Source organism: Paenibacillus cellulosilyticus, from assembly GCF_003182255.1.
In the GTDB taxonomy this organism is placed as follows: Bacteria; Bacillota; Bacilli; order Paenibacillales; family Paenibacillaceae; genus Paenibacillus_T; species Paenibacillus_T cellulosilyticus.
On the sequence record NZ_QGTQ01000002.1, the window covers coordinates 212,124 to 232,152 of the forward strand.

Below are 20,029 nucleotides of genomic sequence, written 5' to 3' on the forward strand. Positions count from 1 at the left end.
CTTTTGACTCATTATATCGATTATTTTTTGTTTGCGGCAATGATTTCGTCAACGCGTTTCTTCGCATTGGCAACCGTTGTATCAATATCCTGCTTCTCGAGGATCAGCTTCTCGTATTCCTCGTTAATCGCCTTATACACTTCGGCTTGATACGAAGCCGGTGCGATGATTTGCGATGCTTTGGATTTGACGAGTGTATCGACGAGCGAAGCTTTGTCGACGAGCTCTGGATTTTTTGTACCGCTCAGAATGGTATCGATGATGCTCGCTACTTGGTCGGACTTCACGCCGTTCCAAGCCGGGATGTTCTTGCCTTGTACGACTTGACCTTCCGTCGTGTACCAGCGAACGAATTCGTACGCTTCTTCCTTATGCTTCGACGTCTCGGATACCGCAACGTAGTCCGTCGTTACCGGTGTCAGCCCCGTTGGGTCGCTTGCGTTGTTCTTAGGGAACGGCGCTACTGCAACATGGAACGTGAGCGGCACTTTATCCGTTCCGCCGATCTCCGTGTTCATCCATGAGCCGATCGTCAGCATACTAACCGATTGGTTGAAGAACTGGTTGCGGTAGGCAAGCTTCTGCGAAATCATATCGGAGTAAGGAACGGAGGACTTGTCTTCCTTCTCCATCTTCACGCGCAGCTCCAGCGTTGCCTTGAAGTTCGGATCGTCCAGGTTGGAGGAGCCGTCTGCCTTCAGGAACTCCGAGCCTTCCGGCTGATTCTCCATCTTCAGCTTCAAGTATTCCATCCAGCCGCCATTCTGCGGGCCATGGAAGTAAGTGCCGTAACGTTTCGTCGCACCTTCGCCCTTCGTCAGCTTTTTGGCATAGTCCGCGTATTCATCCCATGTCCAATCCGTCGGTACAGTAAGTCCCGCTTCGTCCAGATGATCTTTGTTCAGGAGGACGTACCATGGATTGAATTTGCCTGGCAGCGCATACACTTTGCCGTTCAGGTGCGTATCCACCTTGTAATCCTCTTCGACCTTGTAGCCGTCCTTCGTGATATATTCATCCAGCGGAGCCGCCATGCCAAGCGCTACACGTTGTGCGTAAGCAGCCGCGTCACTGAACATAAGAACGTCGATCTGCTCGGAGGAGGCAGCAGCAAGATCAAGCTTTTTCGTCGCTTCCTGCGTGTCGCCCTTCTCGCTGAGCTGTACCAGCTCGACCGTTACGCCGGGATGAGAATCTTGATAAGCAGTGAGCGTCTTATTCCAGTTGTAGGCTTCCTCCGTACCGTACGTATACAGTCTGATGTTAACGGGATCGCTGCTCTTCGTTTCTTCCTTCGTGTCCGTGCTCGTGTTGGTGCTCGCATTCGTGTCTGTCGTCGTTTTCGTATCGTCTGTTTTGTCGCTGCCGCATCCTGCGAGCAACCCTACTAACATGACCCCAGCTAGACCAGCCGTCCATTTCTTATTCATCTTGCTGCCCCCTTAAAGTTTTTTGCGATGCTTCCTGCGTAATCTGCTCGTAAGCAAAAAACTTACATCGGAAGCATACGCTTAGTTTTTTGCGCCGCTTCCTGCGTATTCTGCTCGTAAGCAAAAAACTTACATCGGAAGCATACGCTTAGTTTTTTGCGCCGCTTCCTTGGATTCTGCTCGTAAGCAAAAAACTTGCATCGGAAGCATACGCTTGGTTTTTTGCGCCGCTTCTTGCTCATTCTGCTCGTAAACATAAAACCTGCAGCTCGCAATGGTTATGCTTTTATCGCTTACGGGATTGATTATAGGGAGCATCCGGCATCGCGTGATGCAAGTATTTTTACTTATTTGCAAAAAATTCGACTTTTTAACGCTATCTTACATTAACCTTTAACGCCGCCCAAAGCGATCCCTTCGATGACGCTTTTCTGCCCAATGATGAAAACAATGAGCAACGGCAGGATGGCCGATACGGCTGCCGCCATGATCAGGGAATAGAATTCGCCGCTCAAGGAAGTGAACTTCTGCATCGCGAGCGGAATCGTAAACAGCTTATCGCTTCGTATGAAGATAAGCGGATTCTGGTAGTCATTCCACGTCCAAATGAAACGCAGAATGGCATAGGTCGCAACGGCTGGTTTGACAAGCGGCAGGCCGATGGTCCAGAAAATGCGGAAGTGATTGGCCCCGTCCATTTTGGCAGACTCGATAAATTCCTGATGCACCCCCATGAAGAACTGGCGCAGCATGAACGTACCGAGCACGCTGAAGCTTCCTAATAGAATAAGGCCAAGATGGCTGTCGAACAAGCCGATCTGACGGTACAGGATGAACTGCGGGATGAGTATCGCTTGGCTTGGCACCATGTACGTCGCGAGAACGATCAAGAATAAGTAATTGCTGCCCTTAAAATGAATTTTCGAGAAGCCATAAGCGGCGAGCGCAGACACCATCGCGGAGATGACGGTCGTCGTCACGCCGACCTTGATGGAATTGAGATAATATTTCCAGAACGGATAGTCGCCGTCCCATACTTCCTTGTAGTTCGTAATCGCGTTCCATTCCTTCGGAATCCACTGGATCGGGTAGACGAATACGTCCTTCTCCACCTTGAAGGAAGTGACCAGCATCCAGACGAACGGAAGCAGGAACAGGATACTGACGGCGAACATGAGCAGGGTCAAGATAAGCTTGCGCCAGCTGATTGTAGATAGTGTTGTAGGCATACGGCCGCTTTCGCTCCTTTCTTCAAAAGTTAGTAGTTGACCCACCGCTTCTGTGCGAGCCATTGCCCGAATGTGATGAGCAGAACGAACAGGAATAGAACAGCGGCGATGGAGGAGGCGTAACCGACCTTCAGGTTGACAAACGCCGTATCGTACAAGTACCACACCATGAGCGAGGTCGATCCGATCGGCCCCCCTTGCGTCATAACGGCGATGATGTCGAACACCTTGAACGTTGAGATGACACCCGTTACGAGCAGGAAGAACGATGTTGGTGACAGCAGCGGGAACGTGATACGGCGGAATTTGGTCCAGCCATCCGCACCGTCAATGTCTGCCGCTTCGTATAGATCCTTCGGAATCGCTTGTAAGCCTGCGATGTAGATGATCATATTGAAGCCAATCGAGGTCCAGACGACGATCATCATGATCGAGATAAGCGCATAATTGGGATCGGCGATCCACATGGGCGGATGGCTGAAGCCGAGCGCCTTCAGCACTTCGTTGATCGGGCCATACGATGGCTGGAACAGTACCTGCCACACGACGGCGACCGCTACGATGCTCGAGATATAAGGCATGAAGTAAGCGACTTTGAAGTAGCTCTTGAGGTAAACATGCCGGTCGATAATGACCGCCAGCACCATCGAGATCAGCATGTAGATCGGAACGGTGAACAGGAATAGGAAGTTGTTGCGCACCGAGCGAATGAACTGGTCATCATGCAGCAGCTTCTTGAAGTTGCCGATGCCGACCCAGTTGATCCCGTCCCAGCCCTGCACGAAATTCCAGTCCGCGAAGCTGAGCACGATCGTCGCGATGATCGGAATCAGCACGAGCACGCACACGCCGATCAGCATCGGACTAACGAACAGCCAGCCGGCCAAGTTCTCCCCGGTCGACAGCGACCACGCCTTCCTTCGCTTCTTCATAAGCCCGCCCTTCACGGCGGTCTGGGTTGGAGTTTCCATAACGAACACCTCTAATTCAATGAGTAGGTTGTGATGTTGATTTCATTATAGGAAACGAGCGGGTGACCCCGATGACGGTATTTTGATCTCTTATGCGACAAATTTGACTTCTTGTTGAAGAGAGGTGGAGGAAAGGAAGAGGATAAAGAAAAGCTCTCCTAGTGGGGAGAGCTTTGGATGTTGCGCGTATGGGTTATGGGTTGAGAGTAAAGGTGGAGTGTGTAGTAGGCACGGTGCGTTAGCTTAGCCTCCACTATGTTCGTTAGCCGTCGACTTGCTCGTTGCTGCGAGAGCGTGCGCTGGCTAACGGACTGTAGCGACGCTAATCGGTCTGAGAAAGTGAGAATTTCGTGTAACGGACTGAGCGAACGCTATTTGACACTTCGACGTCACGAAAGAGCCGATTTCGGCTCAATAGCGCCACCTGAGTCCGTTAGCGCTCACTCAGGTACTTTTTGAACCCAATAGTGTCGTCTCAGTCCGTTAGCAATCTACTGATTCGCTCATCAACCTATTAGCAACCTAGCGCATCACTCGGCTTGTACTTCGCTAACGAACGCCAGTAACACTATTCGATCTATCGAGGCTAGTCTGTCGTGTAACGGACTGAGCCAATGCTATTCAGTACTTGGGAGTGTCACAATCGTCATTCGCAGCTCAATAGCGCAACCTGAGCTCGTTAGCGCTTCGGTAGGTGTGATTTTGAACAAATAGTGTGTCTGGGATATGTTGGCCATCTGCATCTTGCGTTTATTACTTAACGAGTTCGTTCTTTGGCCATTGAGGAATTTGCCCCAGCATATCTTTGCGTCGGTAGGCACCCAGCATCAGGCCAAGCGCGCCTAGCTCGATCACTGTTCCACTCGCCCAATTGACGATCGGCAGCTGCATCGCCAGAATCGGCAGCAATCCGATGCACATCAATATCGTCCATACATATTGAACGGCGAACACTGTGGTTAATCCAATAATGAGTGCCCTAGCATAACCGTCTCTCAACTGCATGCCCATCCTCGCGATCCGAATGAGAAACAATAGGACGAGCAGTGCGACAGCTATACCGAATACCCAGCCAAGACTGTAGACCAAATACGAAAAGGTCATCTCGCTTACAATGCTAGGAAGTCGTTCACTCGGGACACCAAAGCCCTGCCCCCACCAGCCGCCTGCATGGATAGCCTCGATAGAACGGTAATAATAAAAAGAGTTTTGTTCCGTACGGTGGAAGAAAGCAAGATGCCTTTCAATAGCAAAGTTCAAGCTTATAAAGCTCCTCCCTAAGACGATCGGCAGCACAGTAAGGAGCAGAACCCCCATTGAACAGACTCCGACGAACAGCAACTTCCATTTCCCTTTCATAAGTAGAAGAACCGAAATGCTGATGAGATAAATAAGAAGAGAGCCCATCGCAGGCGCCGCCATGAAGAGGCAGGACGGTACAATGATATAGATCATGGCTTCCTTCCAAAATTGGCGCAGCTGCAGCTTGTTATCTGCGACTAATACGTAAGTCTTCTCCTGATAAAGCAAACCTGCCGCGGCGACAATCAAAAGATAAGTTACGGCTGTATAGACATTAAATGTGAAATGTGCGAACGTGATATATATTTTAGCCCCATTTATAGCCCTATCCTGCCAAATGGGTATAGCCATTATGAACAAAGTGCCTACATAGATATGGCTCGAATATTGCAGCAATCTTCGATAATTAATGAAATACAACACGCCCATAACGGAAACGCCAGCTGCCGCGAACGTTATTTTGCGTATAATCGATATTCTTCCTTCATCCATGGCACTGTACAGGGAAAGCAATGTGACACCACCAACGATTAACATACCAACTAAGAGTAGGAGGACATCCCATGCCAGCTTCGGTCGATGTGCAGCATTAAGCTGCTTCCCTACTACTTGCGGATCGCCCATTTGTTCAACTGCCACGGCAATTGCTTCTTCCTCCGTCATCCCTGCATCCATTTGCTCGATAACGCATTCCTCTAGGTGATGCAGCATCTCCCGTCGAATATCGTCATGTACTGCGGAAGCTCGAACTTTAGCACAGATGCGATCGAGAAAGTCTTGTACGAGTGGATGAGAACTTAAATTACGATTCATACGCTGCCCTCCCCAACAATACGGGATACGGTGGAGCTGAACAACGACCATTCCTGCCGCTTCAGGCCAAGCTCTCGGCGCCCTTTATCCGTAATCCGGTAATATTTGCGTTTGCGGCCACCTTCCTCATCCCAGTAGGACTCGACAAGCTGTTCAACCTCAAGCGTATGCAAAATGGGATACAGCGTGCCTTCTTTGAACGTAAACAGACCTTCGGATTTCTGCTCGATCAGCTTGGTCATCTCATAGCCGTAAAGGTCTTTGTAGTCTAGAAGTTTCAGAATCAGAATGACGGTGCTGCCCTTCATTAGCTCTTTGTTAATTCTCATGATGGATTACCTCCTTACTATCGATTATCTATGTATCGGATATCTAGGTATTAGTATATACGAATTAATTCACATATACAAATAAATCCAAATTAATAAAAAAGCTCTCCCGGTTGGGAGAACTTCAAATGTGGAGATTATGAGGTTAATGTATGAGGTGCTGTATGGAATGCATACGGGACACCTAGCCGCAGTGCGCGCTTTCGCTAACGGACTGTAGCGACGCAAATCGATCTGTTTAGGCCAGTCTGTTGTTGTGTAACGGACTGAGCGGACGCTATTCGACACTTCGACGTCACGAAAGAGCCGATTTCGGCTCAATAGCGCCACCTGAGTCCGTTAGCGCTCACACAGGTACATTTTGAACCCAATAGCGTCGTCTCGGTCCGTTAGCATTCATTCGTTCATCTTGTTCTTAGTATTCAATCATTCATCTTGTTCCTGGCATTCAATCATTCATCTTGTTCTTGGCATCCGCCCTCGCCAAACGGTTAGCGCTTCAGTAGGTGCATGATCGAACAATTAGCGCCTCTGCAGCTCGTCAGCCAGGCCGAACGTATTCGTTCGTTATTTCCCCCCTTATCGTGTGACGAGTTCGTGTGTCGGTTCCAATGCCACTTGTTCAGCATGTACATTCAGCATATTCATCGCTATGATATGCATGTTGCTGCAAACAGGCAATTGAATGAAATCGATAACTTCATTTTCCTCAAAGTAAATCATAACTCGGAAGAGATAAGCGTCACTTACTTTTAGATTATCGTTCTTATCAACCAAGCTTAGTTTCATCTCAACGGATTCGTTATATCTTGGTTCGTTAATGAAATCTGTTAGAATAACGGGATAGTTCTTCTCCGTTCCATCTTGATAGATAATGGTCAGGAACGCACTGCTATCCCCCCACTCGGAGCACCCCAGTATGGCAATTCCTTTACAGCGCAGCGGGTCGACGGGAAGCACTTGCCCCATACAAGCGATATTATCCATCATATCTGAACCTATCGTCGGCATGTTGAATGTGCTGGACTCCATTTGGCCGCTGTTCACATACACATATTCGCCAGTCCCCGTAATATCTGCCGTACAAGCCGCTGAGAGCTCGTAGGAAAAACCGCGATTGTTCATATGACGGGAAAGATCAAGCGGCACGTGGCGTAAATCATCTGTATGCTTCTCAGCATTCATTGTATCTTTCACTGGATGCAGCTTACCCGAATCGAATGACGAGGAATAGATCATTTGCGCAAGGCTGTGCTCCAGTTGAACCACGTTATTCACTTTCGTAATGAAATTCGTCTTCAACTTTGCCGTTATACTCGAAGTGACGATTGCTTTCGTCATCATGTTCAAGGCCGCTTCCCAATGGGTAATGATGATATGTATTTGATCGATAATGCTTTGGAGAAACGAATTGTGTCCCTCTTTATCGATATAGTACAGGACTAATTCTTTGAACTTATGTCGGTCTAATATAATAACGTTTTTGATCAAACGATAAAATTTCGAATTCCAGAACAACCCGCCCGATTCCTGATTCCAAATAAACGATAAATCATTCGTCCAGTTGTTCTCTATGTCCGATGCAAAATGGCGCAATCCGTTTTCCTGCATAAATCTCTGAGCAGACGCATACAAAAGCTCAATCGAAGCCTGATGCTCAACAACCGGCAATATGTTCAAAGCCGCATAACGTCTGCCTGATGCTTGATCGATAACTTGAAAAGGAACCACTTCATTTTGTTTACCGAAATATGGGTCACATATCGTAAATGTCTGATTCTGAATATCCATTCCCGTGATTAAGCACATATGATTGTTATGCTCTTTGCCGAATAACGGGTCCCACGAGTTATAATAGGAGTCAAACCAAGCTAAAACCGGAAGGCCTTGACCCATTTGAGTCGCAGCCAAATCCAGCAATTCATGCAACTGCAGTTGTTCATGCATAATTACTTCTATCCCAAGAAACTGGAATAAGCACTCATTTTGAGTGTCCGACAAAATAAACTTCTCCGTAATTGGCTTCTCGCTGTCAGAGGATTCGTAGTCAAAAGCCCATGATTGTGTAAACATCAATCTGTGATCTCTTCCTACAAGCCCAGCAATTGAGGCAATGATGTCGTCCGTGCAGGTCTGGAAACTAAATCGGGGAATTGTAGGGAAGCAGTACTTGGCATTTAGATCGATTTGCATGAGTCATTTCTCCCTTATACAGAATGGATGCTTCGACGTTTAATGCTGCTAGCCTATTTGCCATATGCACGATTAAGATAATCTCTCAATCCTCTATTAGTATACTAATGGAAAAACATGCAATCAACGAAACCAAAACCATCTGAGTCCATTTTAAACAATTATTAATTGTTAAATTATATATTTTCCATCAAAACTAAGCTGCGCCATTTCGAACATTAGCCCATTGACCTGCACTAGCATTCCCGCACAAAAAAAAGCTGCCGCTTGCTGCGCGACAGCTTTCCACTAGTAATCCAAGAATCTACCCTTCGTCTAGCTCGATCTCTTCGGATATTGAATGATGAAACAAACATAACCATCGCGATTATCGACATCGATCGCCCCGCCATAGAAGTCTACAATCTTCCTCGTGATGCTGAGCCCTAGGCCAAAGTTTCCTTTGACCCCCTTATAAAATGACCGGAACAATTGCTTCTGCTCTTCATCCGATAGAAGCGGCCCGTCGTTCCGAATCTCGATGTGCCAATACGCACCTGCATCTTTTAGCGAGACTTGGATCGACTTCCTTGCAAAACGCAGCTGATTGTCCATTACATTCTCAATCGAGACCCGAAGGCGATCGGCGTTACCAGACATGACAGCTGGCTTCGCCTCGATTTGCAGCTCCCATTGAAGTTCCGTATCGACCGCTTGGAAGTTTGCCACAAGGTACGTTAGCAGCTTGTCCAAGTGCACGTCTTCACTCGTCTTATCGTTATCCATCACGTAATCGAGTGTATTCAAGTACAGGATCTGCTTAATCTTCTTCTCAAGACGCACGGCCTCTGCTTTAATGATCACAGAAGGCTCCTCCGCACCATTGTCATACATTCCATCAATAATGGCTTGCGCGTAGCTGGAAATAATCATGACAGGTGTTTTCAAATCATGCGAAATGCTCTGAAGAAACTTGCGTTCCTCTTCATCTGCAATGCGCAGCGCTTCCTTCATTTCCTTCATCGAGCTGGCTAGTCGTCCAATCTCGTCCTGCCGCTTAATGACGAGCTCGCTGTCCCAATCTTTGTTTGCAATCTTCTTCGTATAGCTCTCTAACGCTTTCAATGGCTTGCCAATGTTGTTCGCGAGGAGCTTGGCGATTGGCAGGCTGAATAGAACGATTAAGATGCCGGCGATCACAATTTGTATCATATCTTCATTACAATCGAGCGCCTGATAAGAGATCAAATAAGCTTGGTCGGCCATACGGCTAATTTGAATGAGATAGAACGTATGATCAATGCTTTGCATCCTGACCTTGCCGTTATTACGATCGAGCAGCGCTTCCTCATTTTGCACGATTGCATCATCTATTCGACTCTCCGAACCTGTAAGATGCGTAATTCGTGCGTCCTTGTCGTCATACACGAAATGAACAGCTGGCAGACTCTCCATCGAATCAACCACCCTATCGTTCAACGGCCCCTCTTGGAGATCATTCAGCACTACCGCGTGAGCAAACACGAAGACATCGCGCGTTTCTTCCTCCTCGTTATTACCGAGGACAAAGGTAAAGACCAGTAGAAATACAAGAACGATGCTGACAATAAATAGCGACACCGTCAGCCATATTCGCATCGTTAGCGATTTGATCCTCATCAGAGCACCTCTAACTTGTAACCAAATCCGTAGATTGTTTCAATGTGAACACGGCTCAGCTTCTTCCTAAGCCTTCGAATCGTGTCGTCGACGACACGGTCGGACCCGAAGTAATTGTCGCCCCATACCTTCTCAAGAATCTGCTCCCGCGACACAACCGAATTCCGATTCTCGATAAAATAAAGCAGCAGGCCAAATTCCTTATTCGTTAAAATAATCCGCTCAGCACCATCAAACACAGCTCTCTGCTTGCGATCGACGATGTAACTCTCCAATTGTGTCACAGCAGCGTATTCCTCTTTATTGCCGTAAATCCGCTGCAATAGCTTATTGGTTCGAATGATGAGCTCCCTCGGTAGAAAAGGCTTGGACAAATAATCGTCGCTGCCCAGCTCCAGCCCGACTACACGGTCCAATTCCTGATTTCTAGCGGACATGAAAATAACGGGCGTCTGATCGTTATGTTCTTTTATCGCCTTAATAAGCTGGTAGCCATCAATATCAGGAAGCATAACGTCCAATATCCATAGATCGGGCGGATTAGCGATACGCTGCATGGCCGATTGACCATCCGCGAAGGACACAACCGTATACCCTTCCTTCTCGAGGTAGATCGTTAGCAGCTTATTAAGGTTTTCCTCGTCTTCAACGAGATGAATCGTATACATAAACACTACCTCCGGCGAAGCCGTGTGATGATTGCACAATATAATTCATTATATATGGCGTGCTCGGCCTTACACTATGGTTTGCGAACTGCCATTTAATGCCGCGCAATTATCGTGTCATTTTATCGTACAATTATGTGAAAGTTGTGTGATTACTCAAAAGATAGCGAAATAACCCTAACTCTTAAACGGGCAGAGTTAGGGTTAATACAAGTCATTTATAGGTTTTTGGCTTACAAAATGACGCCATCTTTAAAGATTGCAATTTCTTTGTAGCCATTCTTCTCGTTATGGGTCACTTTCTCTCCTGATGCAATCGCAATCGTATGCTCCCATAGCTCGTCAGCCAGCTCATCCATCGTTGTTCCCTCTAAGAGCTTGCCGGCATTAAAATCGATCCAATTCCGTTTGCGCTGCGCCAGTTCGGAATTCGTTGAGATCTTAACGGTCGGGACCGGCCCGCCAAACGGCGTTCCTCTTCCCGTTGTGAAGAAGACGATATGCGCTCCTGCGGCCGTTAGTGCCGTGACAGAAACTAGGTCGTTGCCTGGCGCTTCGAGCAGATTCAATCCATGCTTCGTTGTCCTTGCCCCGTAAGGAAGCACATCGGTAACGACCGCATGGCCGCCCTTCTGCGTACAGCCAAGCGACTTCTCCTCAAGCGTGCTGATGCCGCCCGACTTGTTGCCCGGCGAAGGGTTCTCATAGATCACTTGGTTGTGCCGCACATAATACTGTTTAAAGTCGTTAATGAGCGAGACGATTTTGTCATAAACCGCTTCGTCGCACGCCCGATTCATTAAGATCGTCTCCGCACCAAACATCTCAGGCACTTCTGTAAGAATGGACGTGCCGCCAGCCGCAATTAAGCGGTCGGACAGTCGGCCAACCAGCGGGTTCGCCGTGATGCCCGAGAAGCCGTCAGAGCCGCCGCACTTTAGTCCGATCTTCAGCTTCGATACAGGTATCGGCTTGGCAGTGAAGGTTTGTGCGTATTCCACCAGTTCACCAATGAGCGCCAGCCCTTCCTCTTGTTCGTCTTCGGCCTCTTGCGATTTCATAAACTTGATCCGCTGAGGATCGTAGTCTCCGATGACCGACTTGAACGATTCAATCTGGTTATTCTCGCAGCCTAATCCCACTACCAACACACCCGCAGCATTCGGATGATGGACAAGCGATGCCAGCAGCTTTTGCGTATAAACCAAATCGTCTCCAAGCTGTGAGCAGCCGAATGGGTGCGCGAAGTGGTAGATGCCGTCTACTTGACCCGCATATAGTCGGTTGCCATCGCGTGCCATCAGTTCGCATGATTTATTAATGCAGCCCACGGTATTGATGATCCAAATCTCGTTCCGAATACCAACTTCACCGTTAGGCCTCTCATATCCCATAAATGTACGTCCCGCGTCCACCGAAGACGGAGGTATAGAAGCCTTCAAATCTTCCAGCGGCTCGTATTGGTAATCGATAATGCCGTCCAGTCCCGTTCTAAGATTATGCGTATGCACCCATGAGCCCGGCGTGATCTCTTCGCGAGCCTTGCCAATCGAGTAGCCGAACTTCAGGACATCCTTGCCAGCGGCCACCTTGCTCGTCGCAATTTTATGTCCGCTTGTAACATCCTCGGCAAGCGTGAGCACTTCTCCGTTCTCCAGCGTCAGCTCTTGTCCTCTGGACAACGGGCTTAATGCAATAATGACTTGATCGTTAGGCGCCAATCGTACCCACTGCTTCATTAGACCTCTCCTCCTTCCGCCTTCGTCCACCAATGACAGATGGCATCAGCCAAGCCCGGCCAGCTCGATAAATTTTGCTCCCATAAGGTTTCCAGCGCGAGCAGCTGCTCCACCGTCGTGCGCAGGTCTTGTTCCTTCTGCTCGGCATTCGCCCATATGGCCGCGATCTGCTGCAGTAATTCGGCATTGTCTCGGACCACATACCGCTCACCTTGCAAGTTCCGTCCTTCGTACTGACCATTAACGTGCGAGATCCGATAGTACCTCAGCAATCCTGCTACCCCTGTCGCAAGCCCTTCCGGAATGGCTTGGCCGAGCTCCGCATAATAGCTCAGCGTAGGCAATAAACGAACTTTGAACTTCGATAAGCTGTTCATTGCAATATCTTCTAACCGATGTCGGATGAATGGGTTAGCGAAGCGCTCGAACACCGTATCTGCGTATACGTTCATCTCATCAGGCGAATACGGGATAGACGGAATAATCTCCGCACGCACCATCGCTCGAACACGCTGACCAAGTACGGGGTGTTCGATCAACTCCCGTACGTGACTAACCCCATGCAGCAGCCCAAGCGGAGCCATCCACGTATGAGATGCATTGAGGATGCGCACTTTCCGCTGCTGATAAGGCCGCAGATCGTCTGTCCAATGAACATTCAAGCCCGCTTTCTTCAGCGGCAGCAGGTCATCCAGCTCCTCTTCCCCTTCAATAGCCCACAGGTGGTAAGGCTCCGCTGTCGTCAGCAGCCGATCCGAATACGACCATTGTTCGAACCATTCGGCAGCCTGCTCCTCGGCCGGGTATCCCGTCACAATCCGGTCGACAAGCGAGTTGAGGAATCGGCAGCTCGAAGCGATCCATCTTCTAAAGTCATCCGGAAAGCCCCAATCAAGGCTGTATCTCACAATATGATCTCGCAGCGCATCGCCATTGCGCTCTAACAGCTCACATGGCAGGAAGATGATGCCTTTATCCGCTGCGCCTTGAAACTTGATATAACGTTCATATAACAAATAAGCCATTTTGCCTGGATAAGAAGCGATTGGACCGTACGTTAATGGCTCCTTCTTGTAGGCGATTCCCGCTTCCGTCGTATTCGAAATGACAAAACGCAGCATCTCGCAGCTAGCTAATGCGATGAACTCGCGCCAGTTCTCATAGGGATCGAATACCTTCGAGAATACCGATACGATGCTATGACGCTCAACTGGCTGTCCGTCTTCCAGCCCGCGAACGACTAATGTATAAAGCCCATCCTGGGCCGCTAATTGTTCGATATTATGTTTACCGGAAGGCCTCGGCTGGGTAACCGCAACGCTGCCTTGGAACAACCCCCGCTCTCTGCTCGCCTGCAGCATCCAGTCCGCGAACCCTCTTAAGAAATTGCCTTCCCCGACCTGTAATACCGTAATCGGACTTGCATGGACGGCCTCATACTGCCGCTTTTGCTCTTCTGTCAGTCGTTCTACACTTAGCTGCTCAAGCTTTAATCCTTTCGCTTCCACCATTTCGTCCCCCTATAACTAATGTGAAGTAAGCGTCTTCATACCTCCATTTTCACGCATCAAAAAGGAAATGAAAATGTCGGTTTTCTATTATTTTTTATCTTATTCTGATATGATAGGCATACACTCTCCCGATAGGAGTTAGATGCTGTGCAGCCTTTTCGCAAACCTTTTCACTTTGACCCAAACTTCCCATTCGAGCTCGTCTACAAGGGCGTTCGATATTCAGATAAAGAATTGCCGGACCATCTTCACGACATGTACGAAATTGTTTACGTCCACGAGGGCAACGGGATGTTCTTCATCAATGGCTCCTTATATGAGAAAGGAAAAGACGATCTGTTCATTATTCCGGGCAACACGGTGCATCGCGCTTACCCTTCCGAGAATGACCCGATTGTCTCAACCGCTATATTCTTCGCGCCTTCTCTCATCCAGAACGATTCGCTGGACGACGGTTATGATCCGCTCCGATGCTTCAATATGGCGCGAAGAAAAAAGCAGTATAAGATCGAGCTCTCCGATTCTCTTCGGCAGACGATCGAAACGGTCATTCAAGCGATGGTAGACGAATTGAAGACCCAAGAATATGGATACCGCCACGCGCTGCAGCTGCAGCTGCAGCGGCTCCTGCTGGATTTGAGCCGACATCCTTTTACGAAGGAATCGGCATCGACCGTATCCGGATTTGTACCTCAGTGGATTCATAACGCGCTTCGTGACATCGACCATGATCCTGTGCGCTGCGGCGGACTCGCCGAGCTATCCGAGAAGGCAAACATTAGCCCAGGTCACTTCTCTAGAGCGTTCAAGCAGTTGACGGGTATGAACGTCACCGAATACGTGAACGCCAAGCGGCTTATCATCGCCAAGGAGCTGCTCCTGACAACCGATGATAATGTCGAGACGATTGCATTAACGTGCGGCTTCCAAGGGATGCGGCACTTCTATGAAACGTTCAAGAAAATAACGGGACTAACTCCGCGCGCGTATCGTATGCAAGGGAAATAGAGGGTTGCAGCTTATACAGAGAGGGCATCTTGGACGAATCCAAGATGCCCTCTTGCTTTCTTTCACCCGGACTGCTAATTCATCTGCCTCGCCGCTTGCAGCAGATTAGCTTAACGCGTCAGATCCGCGCGATGGAATTGGTAGTCTTCATCCTCGCGGGAAGTGACCGAGACATTGATCATCTCTAGGCTTTTAATGTTGTACGCTTTGAGTCCATATTTGCCTATGGCGCTCACATTCTCCAGCCGCACATTCTCAATCATACTCTCCGGCAGTCCTGCGATGAATACAGCATTGCCGGCATAGGTGTCCAACACGATATTTCGCAGAACAATATTGCTAATTTTAGGCGTTCCCTCATTCACCTCTTCGCACTTGTCCAGATCCAGCTCGTCATGGCCGTAGTACTGGTCAATGTTGATCGCTCCTCTGAACCATCTGCAATCCTCATGCTATTTTATCAAGGATGCCGTCCACCACGTGTCTCCCGGTGATCTTGTGATCATTGAATCCAATACGGTCCACCGAACCTCCGAGCAACCAGCCCAACCATGAGCGTATCGTCCTTCACTTCGATGCTTCGTTCTTCCACAGTTATACATCGGAGGAAGCCAATCTGCTAATGCTGCCCTTTACGCGGTCTTGCCCATTGCTTCGTCTAAATCTTCAGGAACGGATGCAGATCGAGACGCTGCTAAACTCGGTTATAAGCGAGATGAGAGACCAGCCGACTGGTTACTCGCTTCGCATACGAAATCTAGCGATCGAGCTTCTGCTGTTCACGGCGCGCCGCATGCTGAACCATCAGATTCTGCCAAGTGAAGAGCGCTCTCCGATCGAGACGAAGGTAACGGAAGTCGTGCGCTATATTAACGCTCATTTCGGTGAACCGCTGCCGCTCGACATGATCTCGAATCATTTTTATATAAGCAAAAGCTATCTGAGCCGCGTCTTCAAAGAAATTACCGGCTTCGGATATAGCGAGTATGTGAGCATTACCCGCATTCGAGAGGCAGAGCGTCTTCTGCGAGACACGAACTGGAGCATCATGCAAATATCGGAGCATTGCGGATTCGATAACTTCTCCCACTTCGGGAAAATGTTCAAGAAGCTGACCGGGCTGTCTCCGTGAATGTATCGGAAATGAAAAAAGGCCAGCCAATGCAGCACACGCAATGGCTGGCCTAACCTTTTACGCAACAACAATTACAAGCTCCCCAGCATGCATCCCCTCCGCGTAAGCGGACAGCACGACCCGCCCCGGATCGCCCTTGAACCGGAGGACCGTGCTTACGCATCCATGGTACATATGCATCCAATGCTGATCGTAAGGCTCGCTGGAGCAGAGATCGCCATTATCGACAGCGATAACCTCCGCCGGTCCGGTAACCTGGAACGTCACCTTCGCGCTTTCGCGGAACGCAGCAGTCCCTTCCTTATCGAATGCCCGCACGGTGAACAGCTTCTGATAGCCTTCAGCCGCCTGGAGACGTAACGACTCTGCATCGAATCGTAATCTCGTTGCTGCTTCCGCCGTTCGGAGCGTATATTGGCAAACCTCCTGCTTATCGATGAAGCCTCTCACCGTGATCGTCCCTCGCAGATACGGCAGATAGCCCGTAATCATCCGATTCGGATATTCGGATGGCTGTTTAAAGAAGAACCGCTTGCCGTTCAACTCCAATGTGACTTCTTCGCAGTTGGTTGCGATCATGTACGGAATAACGGTCTTATTGAACTGCGGGAAGCTCCAATGGCTTGCGTATCTTGGCGCATCCCAGTGCTCCTTCACGCCTTCATCCTGCAAGGAATAATCCATCACCGCGAGATAAACCATCGGCTTGTCCGACCAGTAGCTCTCGTAGAGATAGGACAGCGGCTTCCGCTCGTTGTTCGTATAGATCAAGGAGCCAGCCCATCCCTTGGCCGGATAACCCATCGATTCGCCCAAATAGTCGATCCCCGTCCACAACATGCCGCCGATCACGTAGTCATGCTTCTCGACATCGATCCATGGCACATCGTCGCTGAAATTTTGCATCTGATCCGGAGCGCCTCTGAAGAACTGATAGGTCTCCGTTCCAAGAATCAGCTTGTCTGGAATCGCCTTATGAATCGCGGGATACCACTGTTCCTGATAGTTGCAGCTGATCACGTCGACAATCTCGCCAATTCTCCGAATGCGCTCCACTCTTTCGTCCTGATCGTATATTTCCGTATCGCTCACCGTATCGACGAACTGCTGAATGTCTTCTACCTTCGCAAGATCAACATTATCCTCATATTTGAAATGCGGGTTCATCGCATACGTAATCGGTCTCGTATCATCAAGCGTAAGCAGATGGTCCTTCAACATCCGAAGAATCTCAAGCATCGAAGCCTGTCCTTGGTTCTCCACTTCGTTGCCGACGCCACATATGAAGATCGACGGATGGTTCCGATCTCTCCGAACCATGCATGCTAGATCCCGCTTCCATTCCGTCTCGAAATATCGCCGATAAGCGCCGCCCGTCCACTTATCGAACGGCTCTTCATACACTAGCAGCCCCAGCTCGTCGCATAAGTCGAGCAGCTCGGATGCCGGGATATGGTGAGCGATGCGGACCGCATTGCAGCCGATCGATTTGAACAGCATGAGCCGATCCTTCCAGATCTCAGGCGTCGCGGCGATGCCGACGCAGCCTGCATCCTGATGAATGCAGAAGCCCTTGATCTTGATCAATTGTCCGTTGACGAACATGCCCTTGCCCGCAACCATGTCGATCGTTCGAACGCCAATACGCAGCTTGTAGATGTCAGCGACTTCGCCGCTCTCCATCAGCTTCAATTCAACCTCATATAGATTCGGCTGATCCGGGCTCCACAGCTTCACCTGCGGGATTTCGAGAGAGAGCGTTCCGTTATCCGACTCGCCGCTGACCGTCAAGCGGTCATTCGTGACACGGGCCTGAACCAGTGAGGTTGTGCCAGTCTCGATCGTTACAAGTCCCGTATCCCCACTCACTGTTGATTTGACCACAATATTGTCCGGATGGAGGTGATTCTCTCTAAGTTCAAGCAGCTTAACCGTACGATAAATGCCAGCTCCCGAATACCATCTGTCGGCCGGGAAGGCCGTATTGTCGACCTTGACGAGGATGAGGTTATCGCCTTCGTGGATGTAATTCGTAATATCGAGCGTAAACCGGGAATAACCGTATTTCTGCCCGCCGGCCTCATGCCCGTTGATCCACACCGTACTGTTCTCATAGACGCCATCGAATTGCAGCTGATAAACGTATCCAACCTTCTTCTCTTGGATGACCAGATTGTTACGGTACCAGCCAATGCCCCATCGATCCCGGAAACCTTGCGCCTCAGCTTGCTTCATCTTCCGATTGATCGGAGCGTTAATGACCCAATCATGCGGCAGATTAACAGGTTCGAAGTTATGATCCTCCGGCTCTCGGAGCGTAAATTCCCAGCCGGTCATGATGGTAGTTTCTACACGACACATACGATTAACATCCTTTCGTTTCCTAGATAAGAATCCCTTGTACCTTCTTGAGCTTTGTTATATTTTAATTGTATGTACCCGCGAAACCGCTAACAATCTAATCATATTAAGAATCATATCAATATATTAAGGTGATCTGATGACAAAGAGATACATACCGATCATGACGGAATCGGATAAGGAGCTGCCCTTCTATCTCGTACAAGCAGGACAAGCTTGGAACCAAGAGCATGTCGTTCGTCCGAACGGCTACTTGTACCAATGGATTCAATGCGTGGAAGGCGAAGGCGAGCTTCAGGTGGAAGGCAAGACGCATCGAGTCAAAGAAGGGATGGTCATGCTGCTGTTCAAGGGCGTTGCCCATGAATATTACGCGATAAGCCCGACTTGGATCGTGGACTGGATCGTCTTCGACGGCCATCAGGTGGAATCGTTCTTAAAGAACGCAGCGGGGATCGCAGCATCTGGTGTGTTATACGTATCGAAACCTGATATTTTCACAGCTATCAATCAGTCCCTACTCGATATTGAGCATTCTGATATTCCGCTGCGAGGCGTTCAGAGCTCCAGCATCATCTACACGCTCTTGACGAGCATGATGCAATACACGTCCAAGCAGCCGAACAACAGCGCGACCTATTTGAATAGCAGGCTGAAGCCGCTGTTTCAATATATTGAGCAGAACATTGCAGAGCCCCTCACGCTGGACAATATGGCTGCAATCACGGACTATACGCCCCAGCATCTGTGCACGGTGTTCAAGAAATCGACGGGCATTCGAATTTTCCAATACATCAATTCCGTTCGCATGAAGAGAAGCAAGGAGCTGCTGCTGCAGCATCCTCACATGCAGGTAAAGGAAATCGCGGCGCTCGCGGGATTCGAGGATGTGAACTACTTCTGTACCGTGTTCAAGAAGCATGAGCAATTGAGTCCAAGCCAGTACAGGCAGATGCATCAGTAGAAGGATACTCGTTTATACACACAATAAAAAAAGCTTGCCGCGGTTTCGCGATAAGCTTGCAGTTAAACGTAACTCTAACCTTCCAAGCATCCTTGCAAATACCCAGCGATAAAAGCGGCCTGCGAGCAGCATACTTCCTCCGTGAAATGCACATGATCACAATACGCGCTCGTTCCGAAAATGCGAGTAAACGTATAAAGATCAACTATAGATACATCATGCGCACGCATGATGACATCCGCCGCTTCATTGTAGGCAACCACATCTTCATGAAAACGATGGAAGGACGCAGAACGGGCATTGTGGACTTCCTCAACGGCATCCGTTGTACGAACCCAGATCAAAAAGTTTGACATTTCTCGGGAAATAATGACGATTTGTTCGAGGTTGTCCCGATATTGCTGGAGAGGAACCTGCTTGTCACCCGTTGCCGGATCTGTCTTGATATCGTGCAATCCGCAGTTAATTAACAACAAGTCATAATGAACCCCTTTACGCTGTTCACCCTGCAGGTATGCAAGAACCATACTGCTGTCTCCGCCATTCGCCCCAATAGGGTTATCTAGGTTGATGAACGCATCCTCTTCTCCACGCTTGCGGTCATAATGGAATCGATGCTCGATCATTCTTTTCAAGTACGGACCATACTGAATGGATATACTGTCACCTACTACGTAAAGACTCCTCATCCTGTCCCTCCCCCTGTTAATCCCGCTTTAACTGGACTTCATATCGTCG

Annotated in this window: 16 protein-coding genes; 3 read left to right on the plus strand and 13 right to left on the minus strand. The window is 49.0% G+C overall.

Translation table 11 applies throughout. The features are described 5' to 3' along the window. Nucleotides 1-20 precede the first annotated feature (20 nt). The 10 genes from DFQ01_RS03650 to DFQ01_RS03695 all read right to left on the minus strand — a co-directional run bounded on the left by DFQ01_RS03650 (nt 21) and on the right by DFQ01_RS03695 (nt 13,823). Complete coding sequence (locus DFQ01_RS03650) at nt 21-1,430, minus strand: ABC transporter substrate-binding protein (RefSeq protein ID WP_110042524.1); 1,410 nt, start codon at nt 1,428-1,430, stop codon at nt 21-23. A 386-nt stretch (nt 1,431-1,816) separates the two neighbouring features. After that, entirely contained in the window at nt 1,817-2,659 is an 843-nt protein-coding gene (locus tag DFQ01_RS03655) for a carbohydrate ABC transporter permease (protein ID WP_110042525.1), read from the minus strand. A 29-nt stretch (nt 2,660-2,688) separates the two neighbouring features. Beyond that, nucleotides 2,689-3,591 carry a carbohydrate ABC transporter permease gene (locus DFQ01_RS03660; protein ID WP_245946536.1) on the minus strand — a complete coding sequence of 301 codons (903 nt, stop codon included), beginning with the start codon at nt 3,589-3,591 and terminating at the stop codon, nt 2,689-2,691. A 792-nt stretch (nt 3,592-4,383) separates the two neighbouring features. Then, nucleotides 4,384-5,745 (minus strand): FtsW/RodA/SpoVE family cell cycle protein, encoded by a 1,362-nt coding sequence (locus DFQ01_RS03665; protein ID WP_174812565.1) that lies wholly within the window; start codon nt 5,743-5,745, stop codon nt 4,384-4,386. Further along, on the minus strand, nt 5,742-6,074 hold the full coding sequence (locus DFQ01_RS03670) for a PadR family transcriptional regulator (protein WP_110042528.1): 333 nt from the start codon (nt 6,072-6,074) through the stop codon (nt 5,742-5,744). Before DFQ01_RS03670 ends, DFQ01_RS03665 begins: the two co-directional genes overlap by 4 nt. Nucleotides 6,075-6,653: 579 nt before the next feature. Beyond that, a complete protein-coding gene (locus DFQ01_RS03675) occupies nt 6,654-8,150 on the minus strand; it encodes a cysteine peptidase family C39 domain-containing protein (protein WP_174812564.1) in 1,497 nt (498 codons plus the stop codon). A 432-nt stretch (nt 8,151-8,582) separates the two neighbouring features. Further along, entirely contained in the window at nt 8,583-9,905 is a 1,323-nt protein-coding gene (locus DFQ01_RS03680) for a sensor histidine kinase (protein WP_110042530.1), read from the minus strand. Then, nucleotides 9,905-10,573, minus strand: a complete 669-nt coding sequence (locus tag DFQ01_RS03685) for a response regulator transcription factor (RefSeq protein WP_110042531.1) — start codon at nt 10,571-10,573, stop codon at nt 9,905-9,907. The genes DFQ01_RS03680 and DFQ01_RS03685 overlap by 1 nt, the downstream gene beginning before the upstream one ends. A 233-nt stretch (nt 10,574-10,806) precedes the next feature. Then, nucleotides 10,807-12,312, minus strand: coding sequence for a UxaA family hydrolase (locus tag DFQ01_RS03690; protein WP_110042532.1), 1,506 nt, complete (start codon nt 12,310-12,312; stop codon nt 10,807-10,809). After that, a complete protein-coding gene (locus DFQ01_RS03695; protein WP_110042533.1) occupies nt 12,312-13,823 on the minus strand; it encodes a tagaturonate reductase in 1,512 nt (503 codons plus the stop codon). The genes DFQ01_RS03690 and DFQ01_RS03695 overlap by 1 nt, the downstream gene beginning before the upstream one ends. Before the next feature lie 147 nt (nt 13,824-13,970). On the opposite strand from DFQ01_RS03695, the gene DFQ01_RS03700 reads away from it, so the two are divergent. Further along, nucleotides 13,971-14,831, plus strand: coding sequence for an AraC family transcriptional regulator (locus tag DFQ01_RS03700; protein WP_110042534.1), 861 nt, complete (start codon nt 13,971-13,973; stop codon nt 14,829-14,831). Between the two features lie 110 nt (nt 14,832-14,941). Here DFQ01_RS03700 and DFQ01_RS03705 read toward each other — a convergent pair whose 3' ends face one another. Beyond that, the gene (locus tag DFQ01_RS03705) at nt 14,942-15,196 is read right to left on the minus strand and encodes a hypothetical protein (protein WP_245946506.1); all 255 of its coding nucleotides are present in this window, start codon (nt 15,194-15,196) and stop codon (nt 14,942-14,944) included. A 140-nt stretch (nt 15,197-15,336) separates the two neighbouring features. Here DFQ01_RS03705 and DFQ01_RS03710 point away from each other — a divergent pair, with 140 nt between their 5' ends. Next, nucleotides 15,337-15,963 carry a helix-turn-helix transcriptional regulator gene (locus tag DFQ01_RS03710; protein ID WP_245946507.1) on the plus strand — a complete coding sequence of 209 codons (627 nt, stop codon included), beginning with the start codon at nt 15,337-15,339 and terminating at the stop codon, nt 15,961-15,963. A gap of 60 nt (nt 15,964-16,023) precedes the next feature. On the opposite strand, the gene DFQ01_RS03715 is transcribed toward DFQ01_RS03710, so the two are convergent. Further along, nucleotides 16,024-18,327 (minus strand): glycoside hydrolase family 2 TIM barrel-domain containing protein, encoded by a 2,304-nt coding sequence (locus DFQ01_RS03715; protein ID WP_110042535.1) that lies wholly within the window; start codon nt 18,325-18,327, stop codon nt 16,024-16,026. Nucleotides 18,328-18,466: 139 nt separating this feature from the next. Here DFQ01_RS03715 and DFQ01_RS03720 point away from each other — a divergent pair, with 139 nt between their 5' ends. Next, on the plus strand, nt 18,467-19,291 hold the full coding sequence (locus DFQ01_RS03720; RefSeq protein WP_110042536.1) for an AraC family transcriptional regulator: 825 nt from the start codon (nt 18,467-18,469) through the stop codon (nt 19,289-19,291). A gap of 74 nt (nt 19,292-19,365) precedes the next feature. Here DFQ01_RS03720 and DFQ01_RS03725 read toward each other — a convergent pair whose 3' ends face one another. Beyond that, a complete protein-coding gene (locus tag DFQ01_RS03725) occupies nt 19,366-19,980 on the minus strand; it encodes an SGNH/GDSL hydrolase family protein (protein ID WP_110042537.1) in 615 nt (204 codons plus the stop codon). Nucleotides 19,981-20,029: the final 49 nt, after the last annotated feature.

Excerpts from the sequence above, each read along its gene's own strand:
- DFQ01_RS03650 (WP_110042524.1), bottom strand. The coding sequence starts at position 1,430 with ATGAATAAGAAATGGACGGCTGGTCTAGCTGGGGTCATGTTAGTAGGG.
- DFQ01_RS03655 (WP_110042525.1), bottom strand. The coding sequence starts at position 2,659 with ATGCCTACAACACTATCTACAATCAGCTGGCGCAAGCTTATCTTGACC.
- DFQ01_RS03660 (WP_245946536.1), bottom strand. The coding sequence starts at position 3,591 with ATGAAGAAGCGAAGGAAGGCGTGGTCGCTGTCGACCGGGGAGAACTTG.
- DFQ01_RS03665 (WP_174812565.1), bottom strand. The coding sequence starts at position 5,745 with ATGAATCGTAATTTAAGTTCTCATCCACTCGTACAAGACTTTCTCGAT.
- DFQ01_RS03670 (WP_110042528.1), bottom strand. The coding sequence starts at position 6,074 with ATGAGAATTAACAAAGAGCTAATGAAGGGCAGCACCGTCATTCTGATT.
- DFQ01_RS03680 (WP_110042530.1), bottom strand. The coding sequence starts at position 9,905 with ATGAGGATCAAATCGCTAACGATGCGAATATGGCTGACGGTGTCGCTA.
- DFQ01_RS03685 (WP_110042531.1), bottom strand. The coding sequence starts at position 10,573 with ATGTATACGATTCATCTCGTTGAAGACGAGGAAAACCTTAATAAGCTG.
- DFQ01_RS03690 (WP_110042532.1), bottom strand. The coding sequence starts at position 12,312 with ATGAAGCAGTGGGTACGATTGGCGCCTAACGATCAAGTCATTATTGCA.
- DFQ01_RS03695 (WP_110042533.1), bottom strand. The coding sequence starts at position 13,823 with ATGGTGGAAGCGAAAGGATTAAAGCTTGAGCAGCTAAGTGTAGAACGA.
- DFQ01_RS03715 (WP_110042535.1), bottom strand. The coding sequence starts at position 18,327 with ATGTGTCGTGTAGAAACTACCATCATGACCGGCTGGGAATTTACGCTC.
- DFQ01_RS03720 (WP_110042536.1), top strand. The coding sequence starts at position 18,467 with ATGACAAAGAGATACATACCGATCATGACGGAATCGGATAAGGAGCTG.
- DFQ01_RS03725 (WP_110042537.1), bottom strand. The coding sequence starts at position 19,980 with ATGAGGAGTCTTTACGTAGTAGGTGACAGTATATCCATTCAGTATGGT.